This is a genomic window from Paraglaciecola sp. (assembly GCF_039943935.1).
Lineage (GTDB): Bacteria > Pseudomonadota > Gammaproteobacteria > Enterobacterales > Alteromonadaceae > Paraglaciecola.
Window position 1 is genome coordinate 248,710 of sequence record NZ_JBDUZQ010000001.1, and the last position, 25,765, is coordinate 274,474.

31 protein-coding genes are annotated in these 25,765 nt (G+C 38.5%); 14 read left to right on the forward strand and 17 right to left on the reverse strand.

Annotation, left to right across the window (positions count from 1 at the left end; genetic code table 11):
* Positions 1-59: 59 nt before the first annotated feature.
* A complete protein-coding gene (locus ABJD71_RS01050) occupies positions 60-2,123 on the reverse strand; it encodes an amidohydrolase family protein (protein ID WP_348163223.1) in 2,064 nt (687 codons plus the stop codon).
* Between the two features lie 405 nt (positions 2,124-2,528).
* Between ABJD71_RS01050 and ABJD71_RS01055 the strand changes: the two genes are divergently transcribed.
* The 4 genes from ABJD71_RS01055 to rplI all read left to right on the forward strand — a co-directional run bounded on the left by ABJD71_RS01055 (position 2,529) and on the right by rplI (position 5,012).
* Entirely contained in the window at positions 2,529-3,653 is a 1,125-nt protein-coding gene (locus ABJD71_RS01055) for a membrane dipeptidase (RefSeq protein ID WP_348163226.1), read from the forward strand.
* Between the two features lie 250 nt (positions 3,654-3,903).
* The gene (gene rpsF, locus ABJD71_RS01060) at positions 3,904-4,317 is read left to right on the forward strand and encodes a 30S ribosomal protein S6 (RefSeq protein ID WP_133471477.1); all 414 of its coding nucleotides are present in this window, start codon (positions 3,904-3,906) and stop codon (positions 4,315-4,317) included.
* On the forward strand, positions 4,317-4,544 hold the full coding sequence (gene rpsR, locus ABJD71_RS01065) for a 30S ribosomal protein S18 (RefSeq protein ID WP_133471395.1): 228 nt from the start codon (positions 4,317-4,319) through the stop codon (positions 4,542-4,544). Before rpsF ends, rpsR begins: the two co-directional genes overlap by 1 nt.
* A gap of 15 nt (positions 4,545-4,559) precedes the next feature.
* Positions 4,560-5,012: a 50S ribosomal protein L9 gene (rplI, locus tag ABJD71_RS01070; protein ID WP_348163229.1), complete on the forward strand. Its 453-nt coding sequence runs from the start codon at positions 4,560-4,562 to the stop codon at positions 5,010-5,012.
* 72 nt (positions 5,013-5,084) lie between these two features.
* Here rplI and ABJD71_RS01075 read toward each other — a convergent pair whose 3' ends face one another.
* The 3 genes from ABJD71_RS01075 to ABJD71_RS01085 form a co-directional block, all read right to left on the reverse strand.
* Entirely contained in the window at positions 5,085-5,717 is a 633-nt protein-coding gene (locus tag ABJD71_RS01075) for an MOSC domain-containing protein (RefSeq protein ID WP_348163232.1), read from the reverse strand.
* 94 nt (positions 5,718-5,811) lie between these two features.
* On the reverse strand, positions 5,812-6,105 hold the full coding sequence (locus ABJD71_RS01080; protein ID WP_348163493.1) for a DUF5655 domain-containing protein: 294 nt from the start codon (positions 6,103-6,105) through the stop codon (positions 5,812-5,814).
* 18 nt (positions 6,106-6,123) lie between these two features.
* On the reverse strand, positions 6,124-6,288 hold the full coding sequence (locus tag ABJD71_RS01085; RefSeq protein WP_348163497.1) for a DUF4287 domain-containing protein: 165 nt from the start codon (positions 6,286-6,288) through the stop codon (positions 6,124-6,126).
* A gap of 178 nt (positions 6,289-6,466) precedes the next feature.
* Here ABJD71_RS01085 and ABJD71_RS01090 point away from each other — a divergent pair, with 178 nt between their 5' ends.
* The 3 genes from ABJD71_RS01090 to ABJD71_RS01100 are packed head-to-tail and all read left to right on the forward strand — an operon-like array spanning position 6,467 to position 8,498.
* Entirely contained in the window at positions 6,467-7,033 is a 567-nt protein-coding gene (locus ABJD71_RS01090) for an RNA polymerase sigma factor (RefSeq protein ID WP_348163235.1), read from the forward strand.
* Entirely contained in the window at positions 7,026-7,523 is a 498-nt protein-coding gene (locus tag ABJD71_RS01095) for a hypothetical protein (protein ID WP_348163238.1), read from the forward strand. Before ABJD71_RS01090 ends, ABJD71_RS01095 begins: the two co-directional genes overlap by 8 nt.
* 24 nt (positions 7,524-7,547) lie before the next feature.
* Positions 7,548-8,498 (forward strand): DUF4097 family beta strand repeat-containing protein, encoded by a 951-nt coding sequence (locus tag ABJD71_RS01100; RefSeq protein ID WP_348163241.1) that lies wholly within the window; start codon positions 7,548-7,550, stop codon positions 8,496-8,498.
* Between the two features lie 43 nt (positions 8,499-8,541).
* On the opposite strand, the gene ispB is transcribed toward ABJD71_RS01100, so the two are convergent.
* Positions 8,542-9,513 (reverse strand): octaprenyl diphosphate synthase, encoded by a 972-nt coding sequence (gene ispB, locus ABJD71_RS01105; RefSeq protein WP_348163244.1) that lies wholly within the window; start codon positions 9,511-9,513, stop codon positions 8,542-8,544.
* A 247-nt stretch (positions 9,514-9,760) separates the two neighbouring features.
* Here ispB and rplU point away from each other — a divergent pair, with 247 nt between their 5' ends.
* From rplU to folA, 4 genes are all read left to right on the forward strand, one after another.
* Positions 9,761-10,072: a 50S ribosomal protein L21 gene (gene rplU, locus ABJD71_RS01110; RefSeq protein ID WP_133471403.1), complete on the forward strand. Its 312-nt coding sequence runs from the start codon at positions 9,761-9,763 to the stop codon at positions 10,070-10,072.
* A 15-nt stretch (positions 10,073-10,087) separates the two neighbouring features.
* Positions 10,088-10,345: a 50S ribosomal protein L27 gene (gene rpmA, locus ABJD71_RS01115; protein WP_133471404.1), complete on the forward strand. Its 258-nt coding sequence runs from the start codon at positions 10,088-10,090 to the stop codon at positions 10,343-10,345.
* Positions 10,346-10,486: 141 nt separating this feature from the next.
* Positions 10,487-11,662, forward strand: coding sequence for an Obg family GTPase CgtA (cgtA, locus tag ABJD71_RS01120; RefSeq protein ID WP_348163247.1), 1,176 nt, complete (start codon positions 10,487-10,489; stop codon positions 11,660-11,662).
* 82 nt (positions 11,663-11,744) lie between these two features.
* The gene (folA, locus tag ABJD71_RS01125) at positions 11,745-12,272 is read left to right on the forward strand and encodes a type 3 dihydrofolate reductase (RefSeq protein ID WP_348163250.1); all 528 of its coding nucleotides are present in this window, start codon (positions 11,745-11,747) and stop codon (positions 12,270-12,272) included.
* Here folA and ABJD71_RS01130 read toward each other — a convergent pair.
* Positions 12,241-12,771 carry a hypothetical protein gene (locus ABJD71_RS01130; RefSeq protein ID WP_348163253.1) on the reverse strand — a complete coding sequence of 177 codons (531 nt, stop codon included), beginning with the start codon at positions 12,769-12,771 and terminating at the stop codon, positions 12,241-12,243. The two genes, folA and ABJD71_RS01130, sit on opposite strands and share 32 nt — an antisense overlap.
* 121 nt (positions 12,772-12,892) lie before the next feature.
* Between ABJD71_RS01130 and tpx the strand changes: the two genes are divergently transcribed.
* The gene (gene tpx, locus ABJD71_RS01135) at positions 12,893-13,387 is read left to right on the forward strand and encodes a thiol peroxidase (protein ID WP_348163256.1); all 495 of its coding nucleotides are present in this window, start codon (positions 12,893-12,895) and stop codon (positions 13,385-13,387) included.
* Between the two features lie 42 nt (positions 13,388-13,429).
* Here the strand turns inward: tpx and rpoS are convergent, their stop codons facing one another.
* From rpoS to ABJD71_RS01190, 11 genes are all read right to left on the reverse strand, one after another.
* A complete protein-coding gene (gene rpoS / locus ABJD71_RS01140) occupies positions 13,430-14,401 on the reverse strand; it encodes an RNA polymerase sigma factor RpoS (RefSeq protein ID WP_348163259.1) in 972 nt (323 codons plus the stop codon).
* A gap of 61 nt (positions 14,402-14,462) precedes the next feature.
* Positions 14,463-15,314, reverse strand: a complete 852-nt coding sequence (locus ABJD71_RS01145; RefSeq protein WP_348163262.1) for a peptidoglycan DD-metalloendopeptidase family protein — start codon at positions 15,312-15,314, stop codon at positions 14,463-14,465.
* Positions 15,315-15,317: 3 nt separating this feature from the next.
* The gene (locus ABJD71_RS01150; RefSeq protein ID WP_348163265.1) at positions 15,318-16,256 is read right to left on the reverse strand and encodes a DUF368 domain-containing protein; all 939 of its coding nucleotides are present in this window, start codon (positions 16,254-16,256) and stop codon (positions 15,318-15,320) included.
* The gene (locus tag ABJD71_RS01155) at positions 16,253-16,891 is read right to left on the reverse strand and encodes a protein-L-isoaspartate(D-aspartate) O-methyltransferase (RefSeq protein ID WP_348163268.1); all 639 of its coding nucleotides are present in this window, start codon (positions 16,889-16,891) and stop codon (positions 16,253-16,255) included. The genes ABJD71_RS01150 and ABJD71_RS01155 overlap by 4 nt, the downstream gene beginning before the upstream one ends.
* A 145-nt stretch (positions 16,892-17,036) precedes the next feature.
* A complete protein-coding gene (locus tag ABJD71_RS01160) occupies positions 17,037-18,083 on the reverse strand; it encodes a tRNA pseudouridine(13) synthase TruD (protein ID WP_348163271.1) in 1,047 nt (348 codons plus the stop codon).
* Positions 18,083-18,574 carry a 2-C-methyl-D-erythritol 2,4-cyclodiphosphate synthase gene (gene ispF, locus ABJD71_RS01165; RefSeq protein ID WP_348163274.1) on the reverse strand — a complete coding sequence of 164 codons (492 nt, stop codon included), beginning with the start codon at positions 18,572-18,574 and terminating at the stop codon, positions 18,083-18,085. The genes ABJD71_RS01160 and ispF overlap by 1 nt, the downstream gene beginning before the upstream one ends.
* A gap of 24 nt (positions 18,575-18,598) precedes the next feature.
* Positions 18,599-19,309 carry a 2-C-methyl-D-erythritol 4-phosphate cytidylyltransferase gene (gene ispD, locus ABJD71_RS01170; RefSeq protein ID WP_348163277.1) on the reverse strand — a complete coding sequence of 237 codons (711 nt, stop codon included), beginning with the start codon at positions 19,307-19,309 and terminating at the stop codon, positions 18,599-18,601.
* 9 nt (positions 19,310-19,318) lie between these two features.
* Positions 19,319-19,597 carry a cell division protein FtsB gene (gene ftsB, locus ABJD71_RS01175; protein ID WP_348163280.1) on the reverse strand — a complete coding sequence of 93 codons (279 nt, stop codon included), beginning with the start codon at positions 19,595-19,597 and terminating at the stop codon, positions 19,319-19,321.
* Between the two features lie 84 nt (positions 19,598-19,681).
* Positions 19,682-21,436 (reverse strand): TIGR03545 family protein, encoded by a 1,755-nt coding sequence (locus ABJD71_RS01180; protein WP_348163283.1) that lies wholly within the window; start codon positions 21,434-21,436, stop codon positions 19,682-19,684.
* 3 nt (positions 21,437-21,439) lie between these two features.
* Positions 21,440-21,943: a TIGR03546 family protein gene (locus ABJD71_RS01185; RefSeq protein WP_348163286.1), complete on the reverse strand. Its 504-nt coding sequence runs from the start codon at positions 21,941-21,943 to the stop codon at positions 21,440-21,442.
* 91 nt (positions 21,944-22,034) lie between these two features.
* Positions 22,035-22,637 carry a TIGR04211 family SH3 domain-containing protein gene (locus tag ABJD71_RS01190; protein ID WP_348163289.1) on the reverse strand — a complete coding sequence of 201 codons (603 nt, stop codon included), beginning with the start codon at positions 22,635-22,637 and terminating at the stop codon, positions 22,035-22,037.
* 166 nt (positions 22,638-22,803) lie between these two features.
* Between ABJD71_RS01190 and ABJD71_RS01195 the strand changes: the two genes are divergently transcribed.
* Positions 22,804-23,859 carry a CYTH domain-containing protein gene (locus ABJD71_RS01195; RefSeq protein ID WP_348163292.1) on the forward strand — a complete coding sequence of 352 codons (1,056 nt, stop codon included), beginning with the start codon at positions 22,804-22,806 and terminating at the stop codon, positions 23,857-23,859.
* Positions 23,860-24,116: 257 nt separating this feature from the next.
* A complete protein-coding gene (locus ABJD71_RS01200; protein ID WP_348163295.1) occupies positions 24,117-25,757 on the forward strand; it encodes an acetolactate synthase large subunit in 1,641 nt (546 codons plus the stop codon).
* Positions 25,758-25,765 lie beyond the last annotated feature (8 nt).

A 25,765-nucleotide genomic window follows, 5' to 3' on the forward strand; every position in this document is an offset into this window, starting at 1 on the left:
TGTGAATACAAAAATGAAAAAGGTAAGTTAACAAGAATTAACTTACCTTTTTAGGTTTATTACCTTGTAGGTTTAAAATCTGCCGCTTTAAAAAGAGGCTTACTTTGATAGTAATTTCCATTGGTTATAACAGCAGATACTGAACGCAAATTTTCAATCTTATCTAGTGGATTTTTGTCTAGTATTGCTATATCTGCCTCTTTTCCTACTTCTAGGGTACCCGTCAGTTTATCCATTCCCATCAATTGTGCAGGAACAATAGTCGCGGCTCGGATAGTGTCTAATGCTGACATTTTAGCAAATTTATGAAATGACTCTAGCTCAAGCCAAAGACTAAAAACGGGTACGACGTTATCCGTGCCTGCAATTATAGGAATCCCAGCACGATGGAAATGCCCAATTATATCCATGGCGATCTTATAATTCTCAATCCCTTTTTCAGTTGCTTCTGGAGAAAGACCGCTTCTAAGGCGTTTGCTTTCCCATAGTTCATAAGCAATCCTATAAGCATCTGGTTCTAACTCTTCAATTTTTGCCCCCCATTCCATTGTCCTCGCCACATCTAAGGCAACCGTTGGCTCAAGGGCGACATTATGTTCTAACAAGAACTCAGTGGCACTGGCGAGATCTTCTTCTGTAAACTCATTGTCTACCAGATAAGGCCTTTTTAATGATGACAGTTCTCTGTCTGGGTAAAGAATTTTCAAAAAGATACTATGATGACTTAAGTGATTCATTCCCATCTCAACTCCAGCGCGAATACTTGGCATTTTGGTTGGAATATGTCCGGTAATAGTCAAGCCTAATTTCTTAGCTTCATCTATCAATATTTTTGCTATATCTGGATCCATTGAGCTATATATTTTTATCTGCTTGTACCCTTTTGAGTGGTACATTCGGGCAACACTTCGAGCCTCTTCAGGTGATCTAGCTCTAATCACGCCATTCCCTCTCTTACCAGCTCCATCTGTCATCCCTGCTAGTAATATATCTGGTCCAACAAGGCCTCCGGCAACAGCATCTCTAAATGCAGTCGCAAATTCTACTTCATTGCCGTTGTCACGTATGGTTGTTACTCCCGCGGCTAAATATGCTGGCGCCCACTGAACTTGATTCGAATGAGCATGCATATCCCAAAGCCCTGGAATTAAAGTTTTACCCTCTAGGTTTATCGTTTTAGCATTACTGGGAATGACTACTTGGTTGCGTTTGCCAATATCGATTATTTTTTTGCCTTGATAAATTAAAGTCATGTCTTTCATGACGTCTTCATTAAGGCCGGTAACTATATCCGCACCAACTAATGCAGTTAATGGAGCTGCTTCTGTCTTAGTTTCTTTAGTGTATGCCACTAATTGCTTGATTTGCTCTTCTACATTTCCATCAATGAAAGTCTGTAAAGCATCTTCATACCCTTTGCGTACCATCTCTCTGATTTGAGTGTTGGCTTTTACCAGCGCCACCAAATCGCCTTGTTGGTTTAACCATATTGTTCTGCCTCCCCAATTTATTCCTGTAACAACATATCTATCGAGCATTTCCTTTTTGCCATTAATAACCACTTCATCTTGCTTTGAAAACGTGACGGAAACCTCACCTCGGGGAAATGTTTGAATAGTTTTAGGTTTGCCGTTTTCTAAAAAGTAGTGATACAACATCATCTCTGCAGCCGCGGAAATGTTGCTATGAACAGGAAAAAACAACTCGGGTTTCTTAACTGTAACTGAGTCAAAATTTTTCTCAGTAAAAGTGACTGATTCAGACTTTCCATTGAAAATAAATATAGGCTGGCTTTGCTCTCCTCTCACTCTTTTACTTGAATAAAATAAGGGCTCAAGTGTATTAGTAAGATATAGCTCGCTAACGGTTCCAGATACTCGACCTCTTTCATTTTCTCCTTGTAAGGACGTAACAATTATTTTTTCTTGATCAGAAATTATCTTGTAAGCCTCTTCACCTATAAGTGACTGTCTCCTATAAATTTGAAATGAAGACTCTTCGTTAATGTTTTGCCAAGCCTTTTCTTTAGAATCATTAGCACAACCAACTAATCCTAGTGGTATGAGTATTAGAACTAATTTAGTTACTAATAAAGTCAGTTTATTTTTCAACAAAAATTTCACAAATAGCCTCTTATTATTTTTAGGTGACAGGTAGCCGTTCTGAGTATTTAGTCAAAAGACTTTAACAAAACTAATACACATCAATTTAGTAAATTATAATGCATTGACACTTGAAACCTGTTTATCCCCCCTCCGTAATCAAAATCAATCATAATAGTAAGTGACAATGATAAAAATTTATTCTATGACAAGGGGGGGATTTCTAAAGCTAAAGTGTCTAACAACTGAATGGGCAGGGGTACAAAGTATATTTTCGAAAAATTGTAATTCTTAATATTCATTTACTGCAGAAGGTTTGCGCAAATGTTGTTACTGAAACCGTTAATTTATCAACAATTTGACGTGTGCATATAGTTTATGGGTTACCTAATTTTTAAATTAAATAGATGGGATATGAAGTAAACAATGAATAATGAACGTAGAAGTATTTTAAAAATGTTATCCATAGGTGCACTTGCCCAAAGTCAGATAAGCAATGTTTTCGCAAGCTCTGCAGGAAATGCCTTATCAGGTGTTGATTCTTCAAATCAAAAACACATAGAAGAGCTATTCAAAAAATCGATAGTTATTGATGGATTAGTTATACCAAAGGGCTGGAATCAAGATTCTTTTGAGGCATTGCCCAAATCTGGGTATACAGGGTTCGCTACTTCACTTACGTCTTACAACCTAAAACTTGCTTTAAACTCTATAAATGAGTGGCATCAAAGAATTGAGGACAATCCAGATAAATTACTTTTAGCAACAACTGCAGCAGATTTTATTAAGGCAAAAAAAGAAAATAAAACCGCGGTATTGTTTGGCTTCCAAAACTCAACCATGATTGAAAGGTCTATCGACAACATAAATCTTCTTTATGAAAAAGGCACCAGATGGATTCAGTTAACTTATAACCAGCGAAACTTGCTAGGAGATGGCTCTACTGAAAGAACCAACTCTGGGCTTTCCGATTTCGGAATAGAAGCGGTAGAGAGAATGAATGAACTAGGTATTATTGTTGATTTATCGCATTGCGGGCCAAAAACCACTGACGACGGGATTCATTTTAGTAAAGCTCCGGCTTCATGCAATCATACAATGTGCGAAGCGCTTCACAGAAATCACCCCCGAGCTAAAACAGATAAGCAAATTAAGGCATTAGCGGACAAAGGCGGAGTGGTTGGAATTATTTCATTGGGTTATATGTTAGGCCCAAAGGTAAGAAAAGAGACTACCTTGGAAACCTATATTGACCACATAGATCATGCCGTTAAAGTGGGAGGGATTGACCACGTAGGTGTCGCTTCGGATTTCGCTATTCAAGGACTCGAAGCAACCGGGGCGACTAAAGAAAATTGGTATACCCCGAGGCTAACCCGCTTTAAACCTTCTTATAAAGTTCAGTGGCCTGCATGGATCCCTGAACTAGACGAACCAGAAAGGTTTTTGAATGTTGCCAAAGCCCTTGATAAGCGAGGCTATAGTACTGGGGATATTGAAAAGATATTAGGCCTAAACTGGCTACGTTATTTTGATGAAGTTTTAAAGTAATAGGTAATTAAGGAGTGCGGTCTGTATCTGCTGCGACTTTTAAAGTCGTAAATATCAATGATAGGGAGTTAAAATTTTAGACTGAAACTTCAAAAATAGTGATAGTCATGGCTGTGATACAAATAAACCTTGTATCCAACGCCCGATTTATATACAATCCGCGCCGCTTAAAACAGTCACTAACTTTCAGTTCCTTGTCTCTATATAGCTTGACTGTGCTATCGAGACTACAACCGTGAGGAGCAATATGATGCGTCATTACGAAATCGTATTCATGGTTCACCCTGACCAGAGTGAACAAGTTCCAGGTATGATCGAGCGTTATACCGGAATTCTTACCCAAGAGGGTGGTCAAATTCACCGTTTAGAAGATTGGGGCCGTCGCCAGTTGGCTTACCCTATCGATAAACTTCACAAAGCACACTATGTTTTGATCAACGCTGAAGCAACTGCAGAAGCTGTTGAAGAACTAGAGACTGCTTTCCGTTTTAATGATGTTGTTTTGCGTAACCTTGTTATGCGTACCAAAGCTGCTGTTACTGAACAGTCGCCTATGGCTAAAGAAGAACGTCGTGAAAAGCGTGAAGAAAAATCATATGACAAACCTGCTGCCGCTGCTCCTGCTACAGAAGCTCCAGCTGCAGAAGAAAAAGGAGACGCATAATGGCTCGTTTTTTTAGACGTCGTAAGTTTTGTCGTTTTTCTGCAGAAGGTGCTGCTGAAATCGATTATAAAGACATCGCTATGTTAAAAAATTACATCACTGAAAGTGGTAAAATTGTACCTAGCCGTATCACTGGAACTAGCGCAAAGTATCAGCGTCAGTTGTCAACTGCTATCAAGCGTGCGCGCTTCTTGGCGTTGCTTCCATATACTGATTCTCACAAGTAATCGTAGGTAGCAGAGATGGATATTATACTATTAGACAAGATCGCTAACCTAGGCGGCTTGGGTGACAAAGTCACTGTAAAATCAGGTTACGCGCGTAACTTCTTGTTTCCACAAGGTAAAGCAGTTCCCGCTACTAAAGTAAATGTAGAGAAATTTGAACAGCGTCGTGCTGAGTTGGAAGCGAAAATCGCTGACAAACATGCTGCAGCACAAGCTCGTGCAGATAAAATCACTGCTTTAGGTGAAGTGACTATTGCTTCTCCTGCTGGTGATGAAGGTAAATTGTTTGGTTCTGTCGGTACTCGCGACATTGCTGATGCAATTACTGCTGCTGGTGTTGAAGTAACTAAATCTGAAGTTAAATTACCTGTAGGTACTTTACGTGAAACTGGCGAATTCGATATCGATTTGCAAATTCACACAGACGTTAGTGCTGTTATCAAGTTGGTTATCATTCAAGAAGCTTAATTGCTACTTGTTGTAACACTTATAAAAACACCGCCAATTTAGCGGTGTTTTTTTATGTCTGATATTCATGAATTATTGATGTTTCTTTTCAAGTTTTTCTTTCCACTCGGGATCTAATCCTACGGCATTTATTGCATCCTTTATGATGTCTTCAGCTGATGTTTTGCCTTGCACTACTTTTAAGAACGTTGCAATACTCACATTAGGGTTCACTCTGGAGACAAGTAAAACGTCGTCATCAATTGAAAACGCGCCTTCTTTCAATACACGGTAATACCAACCGTGAATACCATGCTTAGCGACAAATTTATCTAATCCAGGCGTACTGAATTTTTCGGAAATTTTAAAACAAGGCATTCTAGGGCCGGATACTTGTATAGTGACCGTGCCAATTTGGTATGTATCGCCAATACAAACATTTGTCTCGTTCATGATATTTATACTGATATTTTCGCCCATAGAGCCGATATTGGCTTTTCTATATAATAATGGGTAGTGCTTTATTATTTTTTCATAATTACTTAGGGCGTATTGGTGCAAAGCTCTTTCGGGGCCACCATGAAACCGTTTATCTACCTGTATATCACCTTCAATACCTAACTTATTGACGATTGCAGAAGCGGTAGGATATTTGTAGATCCCCGTTAATTCACTTTTAGGCCCGATTCTTTTAAGTTGTGCCTTATATAAACCAATTACTTTCATTAGTACCCTTATTTTAAATAATTAATGTAGATTGGGCTTAAAGTTGAGTCTCTTGAATCACTCTTTATTTTGCCTCTTCGTTGGCGTCTTTAAGCTAGTTTACGAGTTCATCGTCTATCTGTTTTACATCAGTTATTTGAACTCGGTGCGTGCACATCGTCCCAAATGGTCCCGATGTTTCTAATCTTTGTGTATGTGCTTTGTCATTAAACTTTAAGCCGAGTCCTATCCATGTTTTAGTGCTGGGTTTAATGAAAGCAAATTGCCGTTTCATCTTATAGCTGACCGCTGACTTTTTAGGGGCGACGGTCACATCAAGTCCAAATTCTTGTATTGTCTGGTTGAAGACAGCTTTTAGATTGTTTTTTCCTAAATATTGGTTAGTAATTAAATCCTCAGTTCTGAATTAGGCTGGATCAACTGCACGATATTTCAGGATAATTAAGTTTGCAAAGCCATGGGTAACATTAAGTTCTTTTTTCAAGAAGCTCATATACTCTCCATGTTTGCTAAAGGATTGTGTTGTCAATAAAGTTTTCCACTGCTCCAAGGTTTTACTGGTCTTATTAATAAGTTTTGTTCCATGACTATGCCTACCTTAAGTTTTATAGAGAGTAAGTGACGAGTTCAATCGTTAGTTGCAAAATCGAGTGCTCTAGAATATTAGCGTATTTTTTTATTTGGCGTTTTAAACTTTTACACTTTACTCTGCGACTAATCTATCAACTAAACAAGAGTAATACCTTACATTGACTAACCAAGGAAACGTTGTTGCTGCCGAACATAAGTTCGCCTCTAAAAGTGAGGCAGACTTAATTAAGGCGGTGCAGAACGGCGACAAACAGGCTTATAACACTTTATATTCCCAATATATTGGGCAAGTGTATGGGTTATGTTATCGACTAACCGGTGAAAAAACCTTGGCCGAAGATGCAGCCCAAGAGGTCTTCATCCAGTTGTGGAGAAAAGTAGGAAACTTTAGAGGGCAAAGTAAGTTTTCTACTTGGTTACATACAGTGACGTCTAATGTCACGATTTCTTATATTCGTAGGCAAAAAGGCTGGTTACAAAAGATGTTTAACATCGAAGATTCAGCAGCGATGAATGAAGAGGCTCAAGGGTCAAGCGCAAGTGTGGACTTAGAAAGTTATGTCGTTAGGCTTCCTGAGCGAGCGCGAATTGTATTTGTATTACATGCTATTGAAGGCTATCGCCACGAAGAGATAGCAGCAATGACTGATATGGCAGTTGGTTCGAGTAAATCCCAGTTTCATCGGGCTAAGCAACTGCTAAAGGAGTGGATGAGCAATGAATAACGCTAATTTTGAGAAAAGCCTCGGGGAACAAATTAATGCTCTTAAAAAAGAGAAGCAACCCGAAAGAGACTTATGGACCGGTATTGAGTTAGCTATTTCTAAAGATACCCATGAAAGCGATTTACTTAAAACCAATGGTGGACGAAAACAGTTTCAGTGGGTAGCAGGTGTAGCGTTTTTAGGTTTAGTTGGATGGTTGACGTTTAGCCCACAGGTTGAGCTGTTAACTGGAGATGATTTGGTTGCTTCGTTAAGCGCACAACACGAACAACAAAAACACGAACTGCTAGTAACATTACAAAGCCAACCTGCGTTGACAGAGAATTGGCAAGGCCAACTTGCAGAGTTAGATGATGCGGCAAATGCGATTAAATTGGCGTTAGAAAACGACCCAAATAATATGGCGCTATTAAAGATGTTACAAAGCGTGCATCAACAACAAATTAGTCTTATTGAGCGAGTACATTCGCCTAAGTGGACTCAAATTTAGGCCATTTGGTTTAAGGAGTAATAAGTGAAAAAATTATTTGTAAGTTTACTACTGTCCTGTGTTGGCTTTGCAATCTTTGCAGGGGAGAAGGTAGATCGGACTGTTGAGGTCGATGAGGATGTCTTCATAAAAATTGAGCATATTAATGGTGAGGCTGCCATAAAAGGGTGGGATAAAAATAAAGTGAGAGTACTGGGTACCCTAGGTGATAAAACTAAAGAGTTTATTTTTATACATGACAATGATGAAGTAATGATAGAGGTAAGAGTAAAACAAAACTCAAGTTGGAAAAACTGGGGAGCTAAAGACGAGGATATCCTTGAGATTTATGTACCTCTTGGAAGCAAAATACATTACGACGCAGTAAATGCTGATGTAGAGGCTGTTGGATTCAATGGGGGGGCAAATATTAGTACAGTGAACGGAGATATAAATAGTCAAAAATTGGCTGGTCGTATTCATTTAGAATCTGTCAATGGAGATATTACAGCTAAAGAATTGGCTGGAGATGTGAAAATTGAAACGGTTAATGGTGATATTGATTCTTCAAAATCGGATGGTAATCAAGATCGATATGAGACGGTAAACGGCGATATTAAAGTGAAAAGTAGCAGTCGTGAAATCAATGTTGAAACGGTTAATGGAGATATTGACTTGTTATTGGGCAATATACGACAGTTGGACGCTGTTACTGTAAATGGAGATATTGATGCTTATTTAACATTACTAAAAAATGGTGATGTAGAAGCCTATTCTGTTGGTGGCGGGATTAATTTGAATTTTCAAAAAGAAGTTTCTGCAAGGTTTGATATTCAAGCTCACGCTGGTGGGTCTATTACTAATTTGTTATCAGATGATAAAATGCAGAAAGCTAAATATGGCCCAAGCCGTTGGTTAGAGTTTTCAGTAAACGGTGGTCATAGCGAAGTAGATATATCTACTGTTAGCGGCAAGGTCAAATTAAGTAACAAGTAACGAAGTAAAATATGAAATTGAATTTGTTAGCGGTTAGCTGTAGTTAAGCTGACCGCTGTACTGATATTTTAGCTAGGCCTATCAACGCTTCTTTATAGTTAGAATCTTGAACAGGTTTTAAAGCATTAATAGCTTGCTGTGATGCTTCTACTGCCAATTTTTTAGTATATTCTAAAGAGCCCGCTTGTTGCATTGCCGCCATTATTTCATCAAAGTGTTGCATACCATCACCAGTTTCAATGGCTTGTTTTATCATACTGGCTTGCGCTTCGTTGCCATTCCACATTGCGTGTAACAATGGCAAGGTTGGTTTACCCTCCGCTAGATCATCACCAACATTTTTACCCATTTCATCAGGGTCGGCATCATAGTCGAGTACATCATCTATAAGTTGAAAGGCCGTACCTAAATATTTACCATAGTTTTGCATTGCGACTTCTATTTCTTGTGGCTGGTCGGCAAGCACTGCGGCCAATAACGTTGCTGCTTCAAACAATCGAGCTGTTTTACTGTAAATTACCTGCATGTAACTTTCTTCTGTGGTGTCTGGATCGTTACAATTCATTAACTGCAAGACTTCACCTTCAGATATCACATTAGTGGCGTCAGATAAAATTTCCATTACACGTATACGTTTTAAACTTACCATCATCTGAAAAGAGCGAGTATATAAAAAGTCTCCTACCAGTACACTTGCCTGATTGCCGAATACGGCATTGGCTGTTTCTTTACCTCGGCGCATAGTCGACTCGTCAACCACGTCGTCATGCAATAAGGTAGCGGTATGAATAAATTCTATTATGGTAGCAAGCACGTGGTGTTGTTGATTAGGGCTATTTACTGCATTTGCTGCAAGCACAGTTATTAAAGGACGTAGGCGTTTACCACCACTGTTAACTATGTAGAAACCAAGTTGATTGATCAGTGAAACATCAGAGTTGACTTGCTGTTGAATTAATTCATTTACAGCCATCATATCTTGATGCGCTAGGTTATTGATATCTTCTAGTTTCATGCATTCACTTTTTGATTGAGCTTAAGTATCCATACGGTTAAATTCGCAAACGGATTTTACAGAATTTTAGTAGGGTATCCAGTCACACTTGAACATATATGTCACAATAATGCAGAGGAAACGTAAAACGATTGTTATTTAACCAAATTAAATAAAAAATGGGCTTGCTTGGTGATACCTGTTCACGTACAATTCGCGCCCTGTTTTTGAATATATAGTGTCAAGAGACACAGAGCGGAGTTTAATTATGTACGCGGTTTTCCAAAGTGGTGGCAAACAACACCGTGTGGCTGAAGGCCAAACCGTTCGCCTAGAAAAAATCGAAGTGGCTCCTGGTGAGTCAGTTGAATTCGATGATATTTTAATGGTGAGCAATGGTGACGATATAAAGATTGGTACACCTTTTGTTAATGGTGGAAAGGTTACTGCTGAAGTAGTAACTCATGGACGTGGCGAAAAAGTAAAAATCGTTAAGTTCCGTCGTCGTAAGCATTCACGTACCCAAATGGGTCACCGTCAGTGGTTCACGGAAGTGAAAATCACTGGCATTAGCGCTTAATAGGAGTAATTACAAATGGCACATAAAAAAGCTGGTGGTAGTACTAACAACGGCCGTGATTCAGAAAGTAAACGTTTAGGTGTTAAGCGTTACGGTGGTGAATCTGTATTAGCTGGTAACATTATTGTTCGTCAACGTGGTACTAAATTCCACGCTGGTAACAATATGGGTATCGGTAAAGACCACACTTTATTTGCTTTATCTGATGGTAAAGTTCAATTCGAAGTTAAAGGTCCAAAAAATCGCAAATTTGTGAGCATTGTTGCTGAATAAGTAATCAGTGTATTATTTTTAAAAGCCCCGCTTTATGCGGGGTTTTTTATTTGAACTGTATGAATTGTATGCAACTTACTTTAAAGTTTCACAGGTTATACTGGTATTAGGTTGTTTGATTATCAAGGTGTTAAGTAAGTCATGAAATTTGTAGATGAAGCTGATATCCGCGTTGAAGCTGGAGATGGTGGCAATGGCGTAGTGGGTTTTCGCCGAGAAAAATATGTCCCTGATGGCGGCCCTGATGGTGGCGACGGCGGTGATGGTGGTAGTGTCTATTTAGTTGCAGACGAAAACTTGAATACCTTGATTGATTACCGTTTTGAGCGCTTTCATCGTGCAGAGCGAGGTAAAAACGGTCAAAGTGCTAATTGTACTGGCAGAGGCGGCTCTGATTTAGAAGTTAAAGTGCCCGTAGGTACACGTGCGACCGATAGTGATACTGGGGAAGTCTTAGGTGACTTGACCAAACACTTGCAGAAAATGAAAGTTGCGCAAGGTGGTTATCATGGTTTAGGTAATGCGCGCTTTAAAACCAGTACTAACCGAGCCCCTAGACAAAAAACAAATGGTACACCAGGCGAAATCAGAAACTTAAGATTAGAGTTAATGCTGTTGGCCGATGTTGGTTTACTTGGTATGCCAAATGCTGGTAAGTCGACGTTTATCCGCAGTGTTTCAGCAGCTAAACCTAAGGTAGCAGACTACCCTTTCACTACCTTGGTGCCTAACCTAGGTGTTGTGCGTTTGGATGCGATGCGTAGTTTTGTGATTGCTGATATTCCAGGGTTAATTGAAGGTGCAGCTGAGGGCGCTGGTCTAGGTATTCAGTTTCTGAAACATCTAGAACGTTGTAGGGTGTTATTACACTTGGTTGATTTGATGCCAGCAAACGGTACTGATCCTGTTGATAACGCTAAGGCTATTGTTGCTGAGTTAGAAAAGTATAGCCCGAAATTGGCTGCAAAACCTCGATGGTTAGTCTTTAATAAAGTCGATCTAATGCTTGAGGAAGAAACAGTAGCCGAATGTAAGCGAGTTGCTGAAGCAATTGGCTGGGAAGGAGATTACTATCAAATTTCTGCCTTTCAAAAACTCGGTACTCAAGAGTTATGTCATCAAACTATGGACTTTATTGATGCCTTACCAGAAGAGATAGAAGAGCCAATTGCACACGAAGATGGCTTTAAATGGGATACCCCGCAGAAAGACTCATTTGATGAAGGGTATGCTATGGAAGATGGCGATTTTGATGATGATGACGATGATGATTTTGAAGGCGATGATGACTTTGAGGTTATTTACACTAAAGAATAACTCGTTTCATAACCTATGATTGATGGGGGTAGGCTAAGTTACCCCTTAAACTTTGATTAATCCTAAAAGTGTAAAATACTTAATGATACAAATTTCAATGATTGCTGCTATGGCCAATAATCGAGTAATAGGTTCAAAAAACACTATGCCTTGGCACCTTCCTGCAGACTTAAAGCATTTTAAAAAGGTTACTCTAGGCAAGCCTATTGTTATGGGTAGAAAAACCTATGAGTCGATTGGTAAAGCATTACCTGGGCGGTTAAATATTGTAGTGAGCTCAGATCCTGCTTTTGCTCTACCTGATGCTACTGTCGTAAATAGCTGTGAACAAGCTATCGAAGAGGCAAAAAGTTATAGTGAATCAGAGGGAATAACAGAGCTCGAAGTAATGATTATAGGTGGTGGTACTATTTACCAGCATTTTTTACCTCTATCCCATCGGCTTTACCTAACTTTTATTGATTTTGAGGTTCAAGGAGATACATATTTTCCTGATTATCAATCCTGCGGTTTATGGATTGAACAGTCCAGAGAGTCATTTACAGCTGATGAAGCTAATCCTTATTCTTATCAATTTGTTAATCTTCTGAAACAGGTTGAACTGGCTTAGTTATTAGTAAAGTAAAGGTATAAACATACCCATAAATAGCGGTGATGAGAATGCTAGGCGCCACTGTTAACCATAAATTAGGAGTTTGGTTAACAGTATTTACTGCAATTGCTATAAACGCTTGGACAGTGATAGGAAGAAGTGGAGCAAAAATAGTTCCTGGTAAAGGGTTATGACTCAAGTAAGTGGCTGATTTGCTTAACGCATTTTGGAATGTCTTAAAAATAGCTATATTCTGTTTGGTTTTAGAGTAAACACTACAGATGATAGGAACCACAAATACCAAAGATATATAGCTTTGATTAAACCTCCCCACTGTTTTTTCTAAAATAAAAGTAAATAGTATTGTTATGGTTGCACTGAGAGATCCTTGAACAAATGCAGACCTAATTAAAATGCTCATGTTTTCAGTTACTAAGCTATTAGCCCAATATGACCATGTAAAATAAAACACAAAAGAAATGACAGCAGAAAGTGCAAGTCGGACATTCGACGACATAATTGTATGACCTTTTATTCGAAGTAAGCAGACATCTTACAACGGAAACTTGTGAACTAATACGATACCTAGTCGTATTTTACGTTACACTTTTTGCTCATATTAAACTTGGAGTGTCTAAATGGCTAACGTGACTTTAAAAGGTAATGTTTTTAAAACAATTGGTGAGCTTCCTTTAGTGGGTGAACAAGCCCCTAGCTTTACTTTGGTAGAAACAGATTTATCAGAAACAAGCTTAACAGATTACGCTGGTTCAAAATTGATCTTAAACATCTTCCCTTCTGTAGATACAGGTGTTTGCGCAGCATCAATTCGAACATTTAATGAGAAAGCGACAGCGTTAGATGGTACTAAAATACTTTGTGTTTCTGCGGATTTACCGTTTGCTGGAGCAAGGTTTTGCGGCGCTGAGGGTATCGAAAATGTAGCCACAGTTTCTTGTTTTAGAAGTGATTTTGGTACCGACTATGGCGTTGCTTTTACTACTGGTCCATTAAGTGGCTTGTTATCTCGCAGCATAGTTGTGATAGATGAGCAAGGTAAGGTGTTGTATACGGAACAGGTGGCTGAAACTACTGAAGAGCCATATTACGCTGCTGCTATAGCTGTTTTATAACTATATAAAAAGCCTCAAGCGAGGCTTTTTATTGTCTTTTTGTTAGGTAAACTTGTTAAATATAGCATCTAAGTTTAATCCTTGGTGGCTCAGCATATCTTTAAGCCTTCGTAAGGCCTCAACTTGAATTTGGCGTACTCTCTCCCTTGTCAAGCCTATCTCTAAGCCTACGTTTTCTAAAGTAGAAGGCTCATATCCTAATAATCCAAATCGCCTAGCTAGCACTTCTCTTTGTTTAGGGTTAAGTTCTTGCAACCATTTCACTATGTTTAGTTTCATGCCTGAGTCTTGCAAACATTCTTCGGGACCATCTGCTTTTTCATCAGCAATTAAGTCGAGTAGGGCTTTGTCATTTTCGCCACCAATTGGAGAATCAACAGAAGTAATTTTTTCATTCAGTCGCAGCATTTTTGTGACATCTTTGACTGGTTTGTTTAGTGCTTCAGCGATTTCGTCAGCAGTAGGTTCATGATCTAATTTTTGGGATAACTCTCTAGCTGCTCTTAAATAGACATTAAGTTCTTTGACTATATGAATCGGCAATCGAATTGTTCGTGTTTGATTCATTATCGCCCGTTCAATTGTTTGTCTAATCCACCAAGTTGCATAAGTTGAAAATCTAAAACCTCTTTCTGGATCAAATTTTTCAACCGCTCGAATTAGTCCAAGGTTACCTTCTTCAACAAGATCGAGCAGAGCTAAGCCTCTATTGTTATAGCGCCTTGAAATTTTGACTACTAATCGTAAGTTACTGACTATCATACGTTTTCGAGCTGCTTCATCCCCTTTCAAGGCACGCCTTGAAAAGTAGACTTCTTCTTCCGCTGATAATAATGGTGAAAAACCAATTTCCCCTAAATATAGCTGGGTAGCATCTAGGTTTTTTGGAGTATCTTCTAGGTTAACTAGTTCTTCTTTTGCTTGCTCTTTGCTACTTTTAACCGTATCAAGTAATTCGAGCTCTATATTTTCAACTGCACTTTCTTCAGCAGTATCTATTTGGTCTTGTTTCATATTGTTGATTCCTCAATATTGTGTTTTGGTCTCCTTTTTTAATTATTATTATTTATAGTTATTATCGCTTGGGTAGATAACGCAAAGGATTAACAGATTTTCCTTTGTATCTCACTTCAAAATGAAGCTTGACCTTATCGGTCCCGCTCTTACCCATAGTGGCGATTTTATCGCCTAGTTCTACCCATTGCTGCTCTGAGACTAAAATGGTGTCGTTGTGTGCATATGCTGTTAAATAAGCTTCTGAATGTTTAATTATGACTAACTTTCCGAAACCTCGTAAAGCATCGCCTGTGTAAACAACTTTTCCATCAGCTGCAGCTAAAACAGAATCACCTCGCTTACCATCAAAGTCTAAACCTTTATTGCCTTCATTCTCTGAAGAGAAGCTTCTAGAAATGACGCCTTTAGTTGGCCAATACCAACTCTTCACTTGGCCGGTAAACATGCTTTTTGCAACAATTTTAGTAGTTTCATTAACATGTTTTTCACTTTTACCATACGCTTGCTTTTTAGGCGGGTCAATAGCTGGTTTCTTAATTTTTTGTGAGGACGTTGTAGTTTGTTCACTGGTTTGGGGTTGGTTTTTTTTATTACCTGAATTTAACTGCAAACGTTGGCCAGGGTATATATGGTAGGGTGATGGGATTTTATTAACTTTGGCAAGATCTCTATAGTCTTGGCCACTATACCAGGCAATTGAAAACAAGGTGTCTCCAGTTTGTACTTTGTAATACTTGCCTTCATATCCTTGTTTTTCAAAGTCTTTGTAGGTTTTCCCTTGGTATAACTCTACAACGGGTGCGGGTGCTTTTCTGCTGCTGCAGGACCATAAAAATACACTACTAAAGACCAATAGGTATCCCAGTGAAGCATAACTATAAGAACGATGTTTAATGGGAGTTTTTGTCATCGCTTAGTTGCTATCTGGGGAGCCCATTTTTTCTAATAGAATAACTAAGAGTATCCCAAACAAAAACAAAGCAATTGCATACCAAAGGTAAGATGCTTGATTGTTAAGTGTTTCAAAGACGAAGGGTGAAATGTTTTTCTGTACTAAAGGTACCTCTTTACCATGACGGTCAATAATAGTTTCTATTGTTTCTTTCCAGGGCCATACTTTATTTAACGACCCCAACATAAACCCGCCAAGTAAAGCTAATGTTTTAGTTTTATGGTGTTTAAACATCCAACTTAACACGTGAGAGAAGCTAATTAGTCCGGTTGCGCAGCCAGAGGCGAATATGACCAGAGTGAAGACTTGAAGCTCCTTAATAGCAGTTAACATTGGTGCATACATGCCCAAAAGAAGTAATATAAAGCTTCCTGAAATACCCGGCAAGATCATTGCGCATATGGCAATCATACCTGATATAAATATAATGAGTGGCGTAGACTCTATACTTGTGGGACTTATTATAGTTATGTAGTAAGCGCTTACTGCTCCGATTATAAATGTTAGAATAAGAGGCAAGTTCCATTTCTTAATATGCCTCACTAATGACCATACAGCGGCTAATATTAATCCGAAAAAGAAGGACCATAGTAAGATCGGGTGATTATCTAAAAGATACAAAACAGCTCGAGAAACGGTCAGCAAACTGAGTAAAACTCCGCCAAAAACAGCTAATAAAAAATTACCATTAATGTGTTGCCAAGTTGCTTTTATACCTTGTTTAACAAGAACTTGAAGGGCAGTAAGCCCACACTGTTTAAGCGAAAATATTAACTCTTCGTAAATACCCGTCATGAATGCGATTGTGCCCCCAGAGACACCCGGTACTGCATCTGCAGCACCCATTAACATGCCTTTTAGAGTAAGCCCAACATATGTTTTTGAGTTTTTTGCTTTCAAATTATATCTCCAGCCACTAGTGGCACAAATCGTACAGCTTCTATGATGGATGAAATGAACTCATCTTTTTGGCGGGTAATACAATGCAGTTGTTGGGTAGACTCTCCCACTGGAATGATCAATCTGCCACCGTCGTTTAATTGTTGGTATAGTTTTTCTGGGATTGAGCTCGCTGCTGCAGTCACGATAATGGCATCGTAAGGTCCTTTACTGGACCAACCTTGCCAACCATCACCATGTTTCATTTTGACATTGTGTAAATCTAGCTGATTCATACGACGTTTAGCTTGAAACTGCAGAGTTTTTATTCTTTCTACAGAGAATACTTGTTTAAAAAGTTGCGCCAAAACGGCCGTTTGATAACCAGAGCCTGTGCCTATTTCTAATACATCTTGAGCATCATTGTCAGATTCGAGTAATAGCTCTGTCATCCTAGCCACTATATAAGGCTGGGAAATCGTTTGCCCTTGGCCAATAGGCAGGGCTGTATTTTGATAGGCTTTATGCTTTAGAGCGTCTGGCAGAAATAATTCTCTTGGGGTGTTAGCAATAGCAGTTAATACTTTAGAGTTTATTATGCCTTCCTGGTGTAAAAGTTGAGCTAGGTTTTCACCTTTGCGTGAGGTTGCTCTCATAACTTACCTATTTTTATTAATATATGGTTTTAATATCTTTATTGTTCGTTTCCGCACATGTCTTAATTGCTAGTAAGCAAGTTACTTCAGAGATATCGCGACAAATTTATCATATCAATGACATGTTTTAATGTGCTAGCAAAATTTAACCTGTAACACTGTTTTTTTGGATATTAAGTAACTCGCGAACTACTGAGGTAGCAAAAGCGCCAGAAGGCAGAGAAAACTCTAAGGTTAAGTTGTTATTATTTACTGTCCAATATAGATCAGAAGGATACAATATAGCTGCTCTTCTTTCTTGCTTTAACCCTATACTTTCAAGGGTTTGGGTTATATTTTCATATTTTGATGCAAAGTTTTTTTCAAATTCTAATACGCTATCTTTGCTTGATAAGTGACCCGATCCCCACAAAGGCGCAGAAATAAATATGTCTCTCTCTTTCAATCTATGAAGTAGTTTGTCATTGATTTCATCAACGCAGAAAAAGCTATTACTTCCTGCAAGTTGCATTATGTCGCCTATTTGCGGGGTCACTAGGGTGCTGTTTTGGACTTTATGGTGTACCACTTCGTTAAATAACCAGGAGCGTAACGCAGAAATTGCCATCGAACGTTTATTGCGATTACGAATTTCTTCACCGGCTATCATCTTTTCAGCAAGTACTAGATTTCCACCTTTTGGATCGTATCGTGTATCGCCAAACCGTTGCTCACCAAAGTAGTTTGGTACACCTTGTAAAGCAAGCTGCTGCAATCTAGTTTCCAGGCCTGTTGTTGAACTCAGCTCTCTAATGGTGATTTTGAATCGGTTGGCTTTCAGTACTCCCGTTCTAAGTTTTCTATTATGCCGTATAGATCTAAGTATTTCTGCTCCTTGCACTGCAAAGTTTGACCAGTCTATCTCAGCTTTACCAGGTAGATGAACACCAAACCATTGTACAGTTAGAGCGTGCTTATCTTTGCGACCCGCATAAGTTACAGCACGTAAAGGTAGTTTTGCATACTTAGCAATTTGCTCTGCTAAAAAAGCAGTATTCAATCCGGTTTTTCGAACCCATAAATAGATGTGTTCACCTTCGCCAATTGGTTCGTAGCCCAATAACTCAGTAACCTGAAAGTCCTCGGGTATACTTTTAAATAACCCATCAATATTGAGTGAGGGGTATTGATAACTCCAATGTTGTATTTGCATTATCTATTAACTTTCATTGATGTTAATAATACAACTGAGTGGGCAGCGATGCCTTCTTTACGTCCCGCAAAGCCAAGTTTTTCCGTTGTTGTAGCTTTGACACTAACTTGGCTCAATTCTGCGTCAAGGTCAGCAGCTATATTCTCTCTCATAGAAAGAATATGTGGCGCCATTTTGGGGGCCTGTGCAACGATTGTCATGTCTAGGTTTGCTAATTCGTAGCCTTCTGCTTTGACCAACTTTTGAACATGCCGCAGGAGTTCTCGACTATCTATTCCGGAAAAGTTTGGGTCTGTATCTGGAAAATGCTTGCCAATGTCTCCTAAAGCGAGAGCACCAAGTAAGGCATCACACAACGCATGTATGGCGACATCTCCATCTGAATGAGCTATCAATCCCAATTCGTAATCAATGTTGACTCCAGCCATAACAATTGGACCTATTCCGCCAAATTTATGGACATCATAGCCATGTCCGATACGCATATTCATTTAATAATCCTTAGGAGCATTTCACTAAGCTTTGGTTTGTGAGAGGTAGAATTCTGCTAAAAGCAGGTCTTCCGGTCGTGTTACTTTGATGTTGGAGGCACTACCTTCAACTAACATGACAGGTTCTGATAGGTATTCAATGGCTGAGGCTTCATCTGTAACTTCAGCCCCCTCATCTATTGCCAAATTAAGAGCGTGTTTAAGTAATGCGAGTGGAAAAAACTGAGGGGTTAAGGCATGCCATAAATTCTCTCTGGATTCGGTGTATTTTACACGGTTATATTTTTTCGAGGTAATAGCCGAGCCTCTTTTCATAGTGTCTCGAACCGGCGCTGCTAATATTCCTCCATTTTCACCATGAGTAGCCAAACTGAGTAGAGTGCTTAAATCTGTATGGTTTAGGCAAGGTCTGGCTGCATCATGCACTAATACCCATCGCTCTGAATTTGATAGGTCATTTAAACCTGCTAAGACAGAGTCACTTCGTTCCTTACCACCAATAACTATATCAATATATGGATGGGTGGAAATCGGCAGATCTTTAAAAATAGTGTCGTTAGGGTTTAATACCACCACGGCACTTTTAATTTGCGGGTGAGATAATAAATTCTCAAGAGTGTGTTCAATAATTGATTTCCCAAGAATATGTAAGTATTGCTTTGGACAATCGGATTGCATGCGTTTACCAATACCTGCAGCAGGTACTATGACTGTATATTGTGGAGATAATGGCATTAAATAGTTTTAATTCTCTGTAGGTAGAATACGATAAAAGGTCTCACCTTGTTTAATTAAACCGAGTTCGTTTCTTGCTCGCTCTTCTGCGGCTTCTAAACCAATTTTTAAGTCATGAATGTCGGCTTTCAGAAGGTTGTTTCGTTGTTGTAGATTACTATTTAAGGTGAATTGTGTGTCTACTTCTTGTTTTAGTATCACAAAATCAGTGACACTGTTTTTACCAAACCATAAGCGATATTGGAGAGTAGCAAGCAATAGTAGTAAAATTATGGTTACCCACTTCATTTTTCTGCTCTCCAATAAACTAAAATAAAACTTATTATGCCGAGGTTTTAGTTATACGGCTAGTCGTCTAAGCACTTGTGAAGGTTAATTAAAAAGTTTATTCAAAAGTTTATCTTTTGCTTCATCTTTTTTCTGGTCAACAAGGCTATCAAGTTTGGCTTCGAGTAAAGAATCGATTGAGCTTAAGTCGCCATCAGCAAACTTCTCCCAATCGAGGAGTTGTTGATATTGTTCATTCCCTTCACCTAACACTCCAGTGGTTTGGGAATTCAGCTTCTGCTTAAGTTCCTCTAATTTGTCCTGCTGTTCAGCACTAACATTTGATATCAGAGCATTACCTATTTGTTGATTTAAATCTGAGTTAATAGAAAGGTCTAGGTCTCCGAATGTGCCGGCTATGCCAGTGTTTAGAGTGAGCTCTTTTAATTGATTGAGCGTGTCAGCAATTATGTTAGTTATTTTGTTGTTTCCAGTGGCATCTATGAGTAACTGTTGTAAATCGATCAAGCTTTTTCCTGACAACGCATCGCCAACAAGCGACACACTTCCTGTACTTGAAACTATACCGGACTTGAGCACGCCACTAATTTTATCTTGGTCTACTAAATCTAAATCAGACAATGTTAAGCCATCTAATGCCCATGTTTGTTGCGCTTTTGTTCCGCTGGCATCACTCAACCAAAGATCCCCATCAACTTTTAATGAATTCCAGAGTTTGCTGGCGCTGGAGTCTACAACGAAGGTTGTGGCTCTGCCGATAATGTCATGTTGATAAGTTATGTCTGTCCAATAACTGTTAATGTTTTCTTCTTGCCAAGTTATAGATATTTCAGATTTGCGTATTAACAAATCTGGAAGTCCTGCGTCGTTATCAAAATTTATCCATTTACCTTGGTATGCTGTGGCTTCTTTGTCTGCTTTGCTACTACTTTTTAACATAGGACCTATAATTTCAAATGCAGCTAATGCGTATTGACTCCACTCTCCCATTTTTTCTCCGAATACAAGAGTGGTTACATCTTCAATCGCATCTGCATCACCAGCCAATAAAGACTTCAGTTGATTGTAATCTTGGTTTGGAGCCTCTTTTAATATCGATACTTTTGGACCTAAGTCTGCTTTGGCTTCATCAACAGAAGTTTTAAATGCTTCTAATTGCTTTTTATCTGCTTTGATTTCATCTTTTAGTTGGTCAAACTCTTTTTTAGCTGCAAAAAGTTTAGTGGCATCTTTATAGTCAGTTTCAGTTAATTCTTTAATGCGCTTTTGATAATTTTCTAACTTCTCTTTACTGGGTAAAGCTTCGTATTGTGTTTGTAGCTTGTCACTGTGCTTATTGTAGGCGACTTCTACATCTTCAATCGCTTGAGTGGTTTTAAGGGGAGATTTAGCTAAAATTTCATCAACACTAGGGATGCCTTGGGTTTCAACAAATAGGTTTTCACTGTCAACCGATTCGTCTTCTGACTTCTCATAAACATCGCCTGTGGAATCTCTAAGGGTTCCGAACTCAACACCAGTAACTTTTAAATCATCGACAATGAGTTTGCGTAATAGCAAAGGGGGTAAATCTATTGCAGCTGTTACAGATTGCGTTTCTAGCTGATTAGTATCAGGGGCATTAGGATCCGTCATTTGTACACGGTTTAATGTAATGCTAAAAGGAGAAAAAGTATGTTCCACAGATTCAATATTGACTTCAGCATGGTTAGCTAAGCCTAACGTTTTTTCAGCAGCTAATTTAATCCAAAAATCTAAAAACAAAATACTAATAGCAGTAAGTAGTCCAACTACTACGAAGAAAGCCGCTAATCCAGGCCAGCGAATAATTGATTTCATAGCTTAATCCTTAATGGCTTGATAAATTTGAAAGAACTTTGAGCCCTTCAATATTTGCACGATACGCCACTGATTAACCCACTTCATAAAACGCTCTCTGTATTGTTCAATTAACTTCTTACTTAGTAATAAAACAAAAGGAAACAAAATAATGCTAACAAGAAGGCTTCCTAGTGTAGTGGTATGGTAAAATTGAGTTAATTGCCCGATGAAGGTCCCATAAAAGCCAGTCCATAGTGGCTCCAAGTTAGAACTTAATAATATTGATTCCCCTAACTCTGAAAAGCCATAACTAGCTGGAATCGCAATAACCGAAAACACAGTCCAAGCGATTAAAAAGCTACTAATGTTCACTCTAAAAAAAAGTACTGAGAAAATTAGTATTAATGAATGCAATCCCAAAAAAGGTGTTAACCCCATTGCCATTCCCAATGCAAACCCGTAGGCAAGTTGCCATGGTGATGCATCTGAATTGAGTGCTTTAAATAATTTTGCTAATAAGCCCATTTTTACATCCCGGAAATTACGTCGTTAGTTATGTCAGAAAAGAGTTAAAATTGTAAACCTAAATTTGTCTGAAAATATTCAAAAATTTCGGTTACATCCAATTATCATTTCTACGCCGCTTTTTAGGTAAGTAGGTGATGATCACACCTAAAACCAAACTTATTACAGCTACAATCCCTCCACGGGTAAACCATTCTATTTGTGCTGTTTGGTCATGCTCATTTATAGTTTTTGTAAGTTTTGCATTTTCTTTGCCAGCTGAAGCTATGTTGCTTTCTAATCTATTATTTTGAGACTTAATTGAAGCAAGCTCTTGTTGTAATAGATCGATGTCATTTTGTTGCTGCGTAATAGTTTGATTAGCTTCTAAAACTTGCTGTTGTAAGCTCGGTACTAATTCTCTGACGCTCTGAGTTGTACTAATAAATGTAGAGTCAACCCAACCAGTACGTTGTTTGGTATCAATGACTTCCGTGTAGTCGCCCTCCTCTTGAAGCAGTGTGACTCGGGTTCCCGCTACAACAGACCCTAATATGCGAAAATTTCGACCTGGCCCAGAGTGTAAATAAGTGTAAAGCTCATCAGAAATATAACGAATGTCACCTTCACTATCATTTGGTTCTTGGGCACCGAGTTGAAACCCCACCGAACAACATATAACCCATAAAAAACATTGTATTAATCGATTATTCATATTTGAAAACTAGCCTTAAAAATCAGCCTTAAATGGTATGGGTTGAAACAAGGAAAGGCAAGTATTGATTCAATTGAAATAGCTTTTAACCTAGTTCAGATAATTGATTCAGTCGGGTCATCAGGTTATTGTTAATTTGTTTAGAATGTTAGAGAAAGAATCTACAGTGGAATTTGAAATTGAGCTTAAATTATTGACTAATAATGAAGCAGGAGAAGTAATAGACAAAAAATTATTACCTAACCTAACGTGCAATGCAAAAAAAAAGGTAATGAGGTTAACTAACTATTACTTTGATACTCCTAATCGTTTACTGAGAAAGCATGACATAGGGTTGCGCATTCGGAGTAGTGATCAATATTGTGAACAGACATTAAAAACGTCAGGACATTCAATAGGAGGCTTGCACAAGAGACCAGAATATAATGTTTCCTTAGATTGCTATGATAGAAGCAATACAAAATCACCCAATTTAAGCCTATTTGAAAATTCAGCGTGGCCCAAGAATTTTGACTTGGAGGCTGCACAGAAAGACCTTGAAACTATGTTTTCAACTAATTTCACTCGTCATGTTTACTTGCTAGACAATAAAACCTCTAGTATTGAATTAGTATGGGATAATGGTGAGGTGCGTTCAGGTGAATTTACTTTACCTATTTGTGAAATAGAGTTGGAGTTAAAAAAGGGGGCAGTAAAAGATTTATTTAAATTAGCTAAACAAATCTCATCCTTGATGCCATTAGGAATAGGCGTACACAGCAAAGCTGCTAGAGGGTACAGGTTGGCAGACAATGTTAAGATATCAAGAGCTACTTTGCCTAATTTTGGAAACAATGTTGCATTAAACATCGAAGAGTGTGTTGTGTTAATTAATAAGGCATTGTCTCACTTTCAGATTGCTTCGGCTTTCTTCTGTTTCAACCATCTAGAATTAAATTTTGATGGCGTGCCTGATATATCTAAAGCATTCAATTTGTTAACTTTAAGCTTGCAAAAACTTTTTAACCTGACCTTATGTAATGAGTTGTCTGTACTGTGTGATAAATCTGTAAGTTTAACGTTTCATTGGTCATCAATAGTTCATGATATTGAAGCAGCTAAGGAAGATAGTTTTGAGTTTTTAGAGAAGTTATCAGTTTTTTTAACTAATTCTCAAACGATTGATTTTCAACTTGACTTAGTTCAAGTAATGTTAGAGAAGCCTTGGGTAAACTATAATTAGCGATTTAATTGGTTTTTTAATTGAGACTAATAACTAATTCAGCCTGTTTTAGGTTGTTTTTCGTGTTCTAATTATAAGCAATATAAAAAAGATTTAGTTAATCGATTTTTTATGCTTTACCTAACCTTATAACAAAGTGGAATATATACCCATAATAATAATAGGATAGATTCCAATAAAAATTAAATGCTTATTGCCACTGCGAATAATCGTGTTGCTTAAGTTTATTCACCCTACATTATAAAAAAGGAGCGCACATGAAAGCGTCAGACTTATTTATCAAAGCCCTCGAAGCAGAAGGCGTTGAATACATCTTTGGTATCCCCGGAGAAGAAAACCTAGACTTATTAGAATCAATGCGTGAGTCGGATATTAAGCTTATTTTAACTCGTCACGAGCAAGGCGCTGGTTTTATGGCGGCTACCTATGGTCGCCTAACGGGAAAAGTTGGCGTTTGTCTTTCTACTTTAGGCCCTGGTGCGACCAACTTGGTAACGCCAGCAGCATATGCTCAATTGGGCGCCATGCCTATGTTAATGATTACAGGGCAAAAACCTGTTAAAACGAGTAAACAAGGGCGTTTTCAGGTGATAGATGCAGTTGATATGATGCGTCCGATTACTAAATATACGACTCAATTAGTGAGTGGTGACCGAATTCCATCTGCAGTGCGTGAAGCGTTCAGATTAGCGCATGATGAGCGTCCTGGGGCTACACATATTGAATTACCAGAAGACATAGCTGCTGAAGACACTAGTATGCAGTTGCTAACCCCTAGCATTAGTCGTCGTCCCATCGCTGAGTACAAAGCAATAAACAAAGCAGTCGAAATGATTGAAGCTGCGAAGTCTCCTCTTTTGCTAATTGGCGCGGCTGCTAACCGTAAATTAACGTCTAAAATGTTAAAAGAGTTAGTTGATAAAACTGGTATTCCTTATGTAACTACGCAACTTGGTAAAGGTGTGTTAGATGAGCGTGATGAATTATTTATGGGTAATACCGCTTTATCCTCTGGTGACTTTGTTCACCGCGTAATCGACAGTGCTGATTTGATTATCAACGTAGGTCATGATGTTGTAGAAAAGCCGCCCTTCTTTATGAAGCACGGTGGGCGTCAAGTTATTCATGTTAACTTCGAGCCAGCAGCAGTTGATCCAGTATATTTCCCTCAGCTAGAAGTAGTCGGAGATATTGCTAACACTATTTGGCAAGTTAAAGAACAGGTTAAATCTCAAGATAATTGGGACTTTAGTTTCTTCAAAAAAGTTCATCAAGCTTACTTAGAGCATAAATCTGAAAGCGAAAATGATGATCGCTTCCCAATTTTGCCAGAGCGGTTTGTTAAAGATATCCGTGAAGCTATGCCCGATGATGGCATTGTTACGCTAGATAACGGCGTATATAAAATTTGGTTTGCCCGTAATTACCCTGCCGCTTTACCAAATACTTTGTTACTAGACAATGCACTTGCAACTATGGGAGCTGGTTTGCCATCAGCAATGGCAGCAAAAATGGTTCACCCGGACAAACCTGTTATTACAGTTTGTGGTGATGGTGGCTTTATGATGAATAGCCAAGAATTAGAGACAGCAGTACGCCTTAACTTACATATTGTAGTTATCATTTTACGTGATGACGCTTACGGTATGATTAAGTGGAAACAAGCGAATATGGAATTTGAAAATTTCGGGTTAGATTACGGTAACCCTGACTTCGTTAAATATGTTGAAAGTTACGGTGGTCATGGTTGGAGAGTCGATTCAGCAGAAGCTTTGTTACCACAGGTTCAAAAGTGTTTAGCTGAACCTGGCGTTCATTTGATTGACGTACCAGTAGATTACACTTTGAATGATCAAACATTGAATCAAACATTGCGTATCCGCAGTGAAGCAGTTTAAGGAGTTAT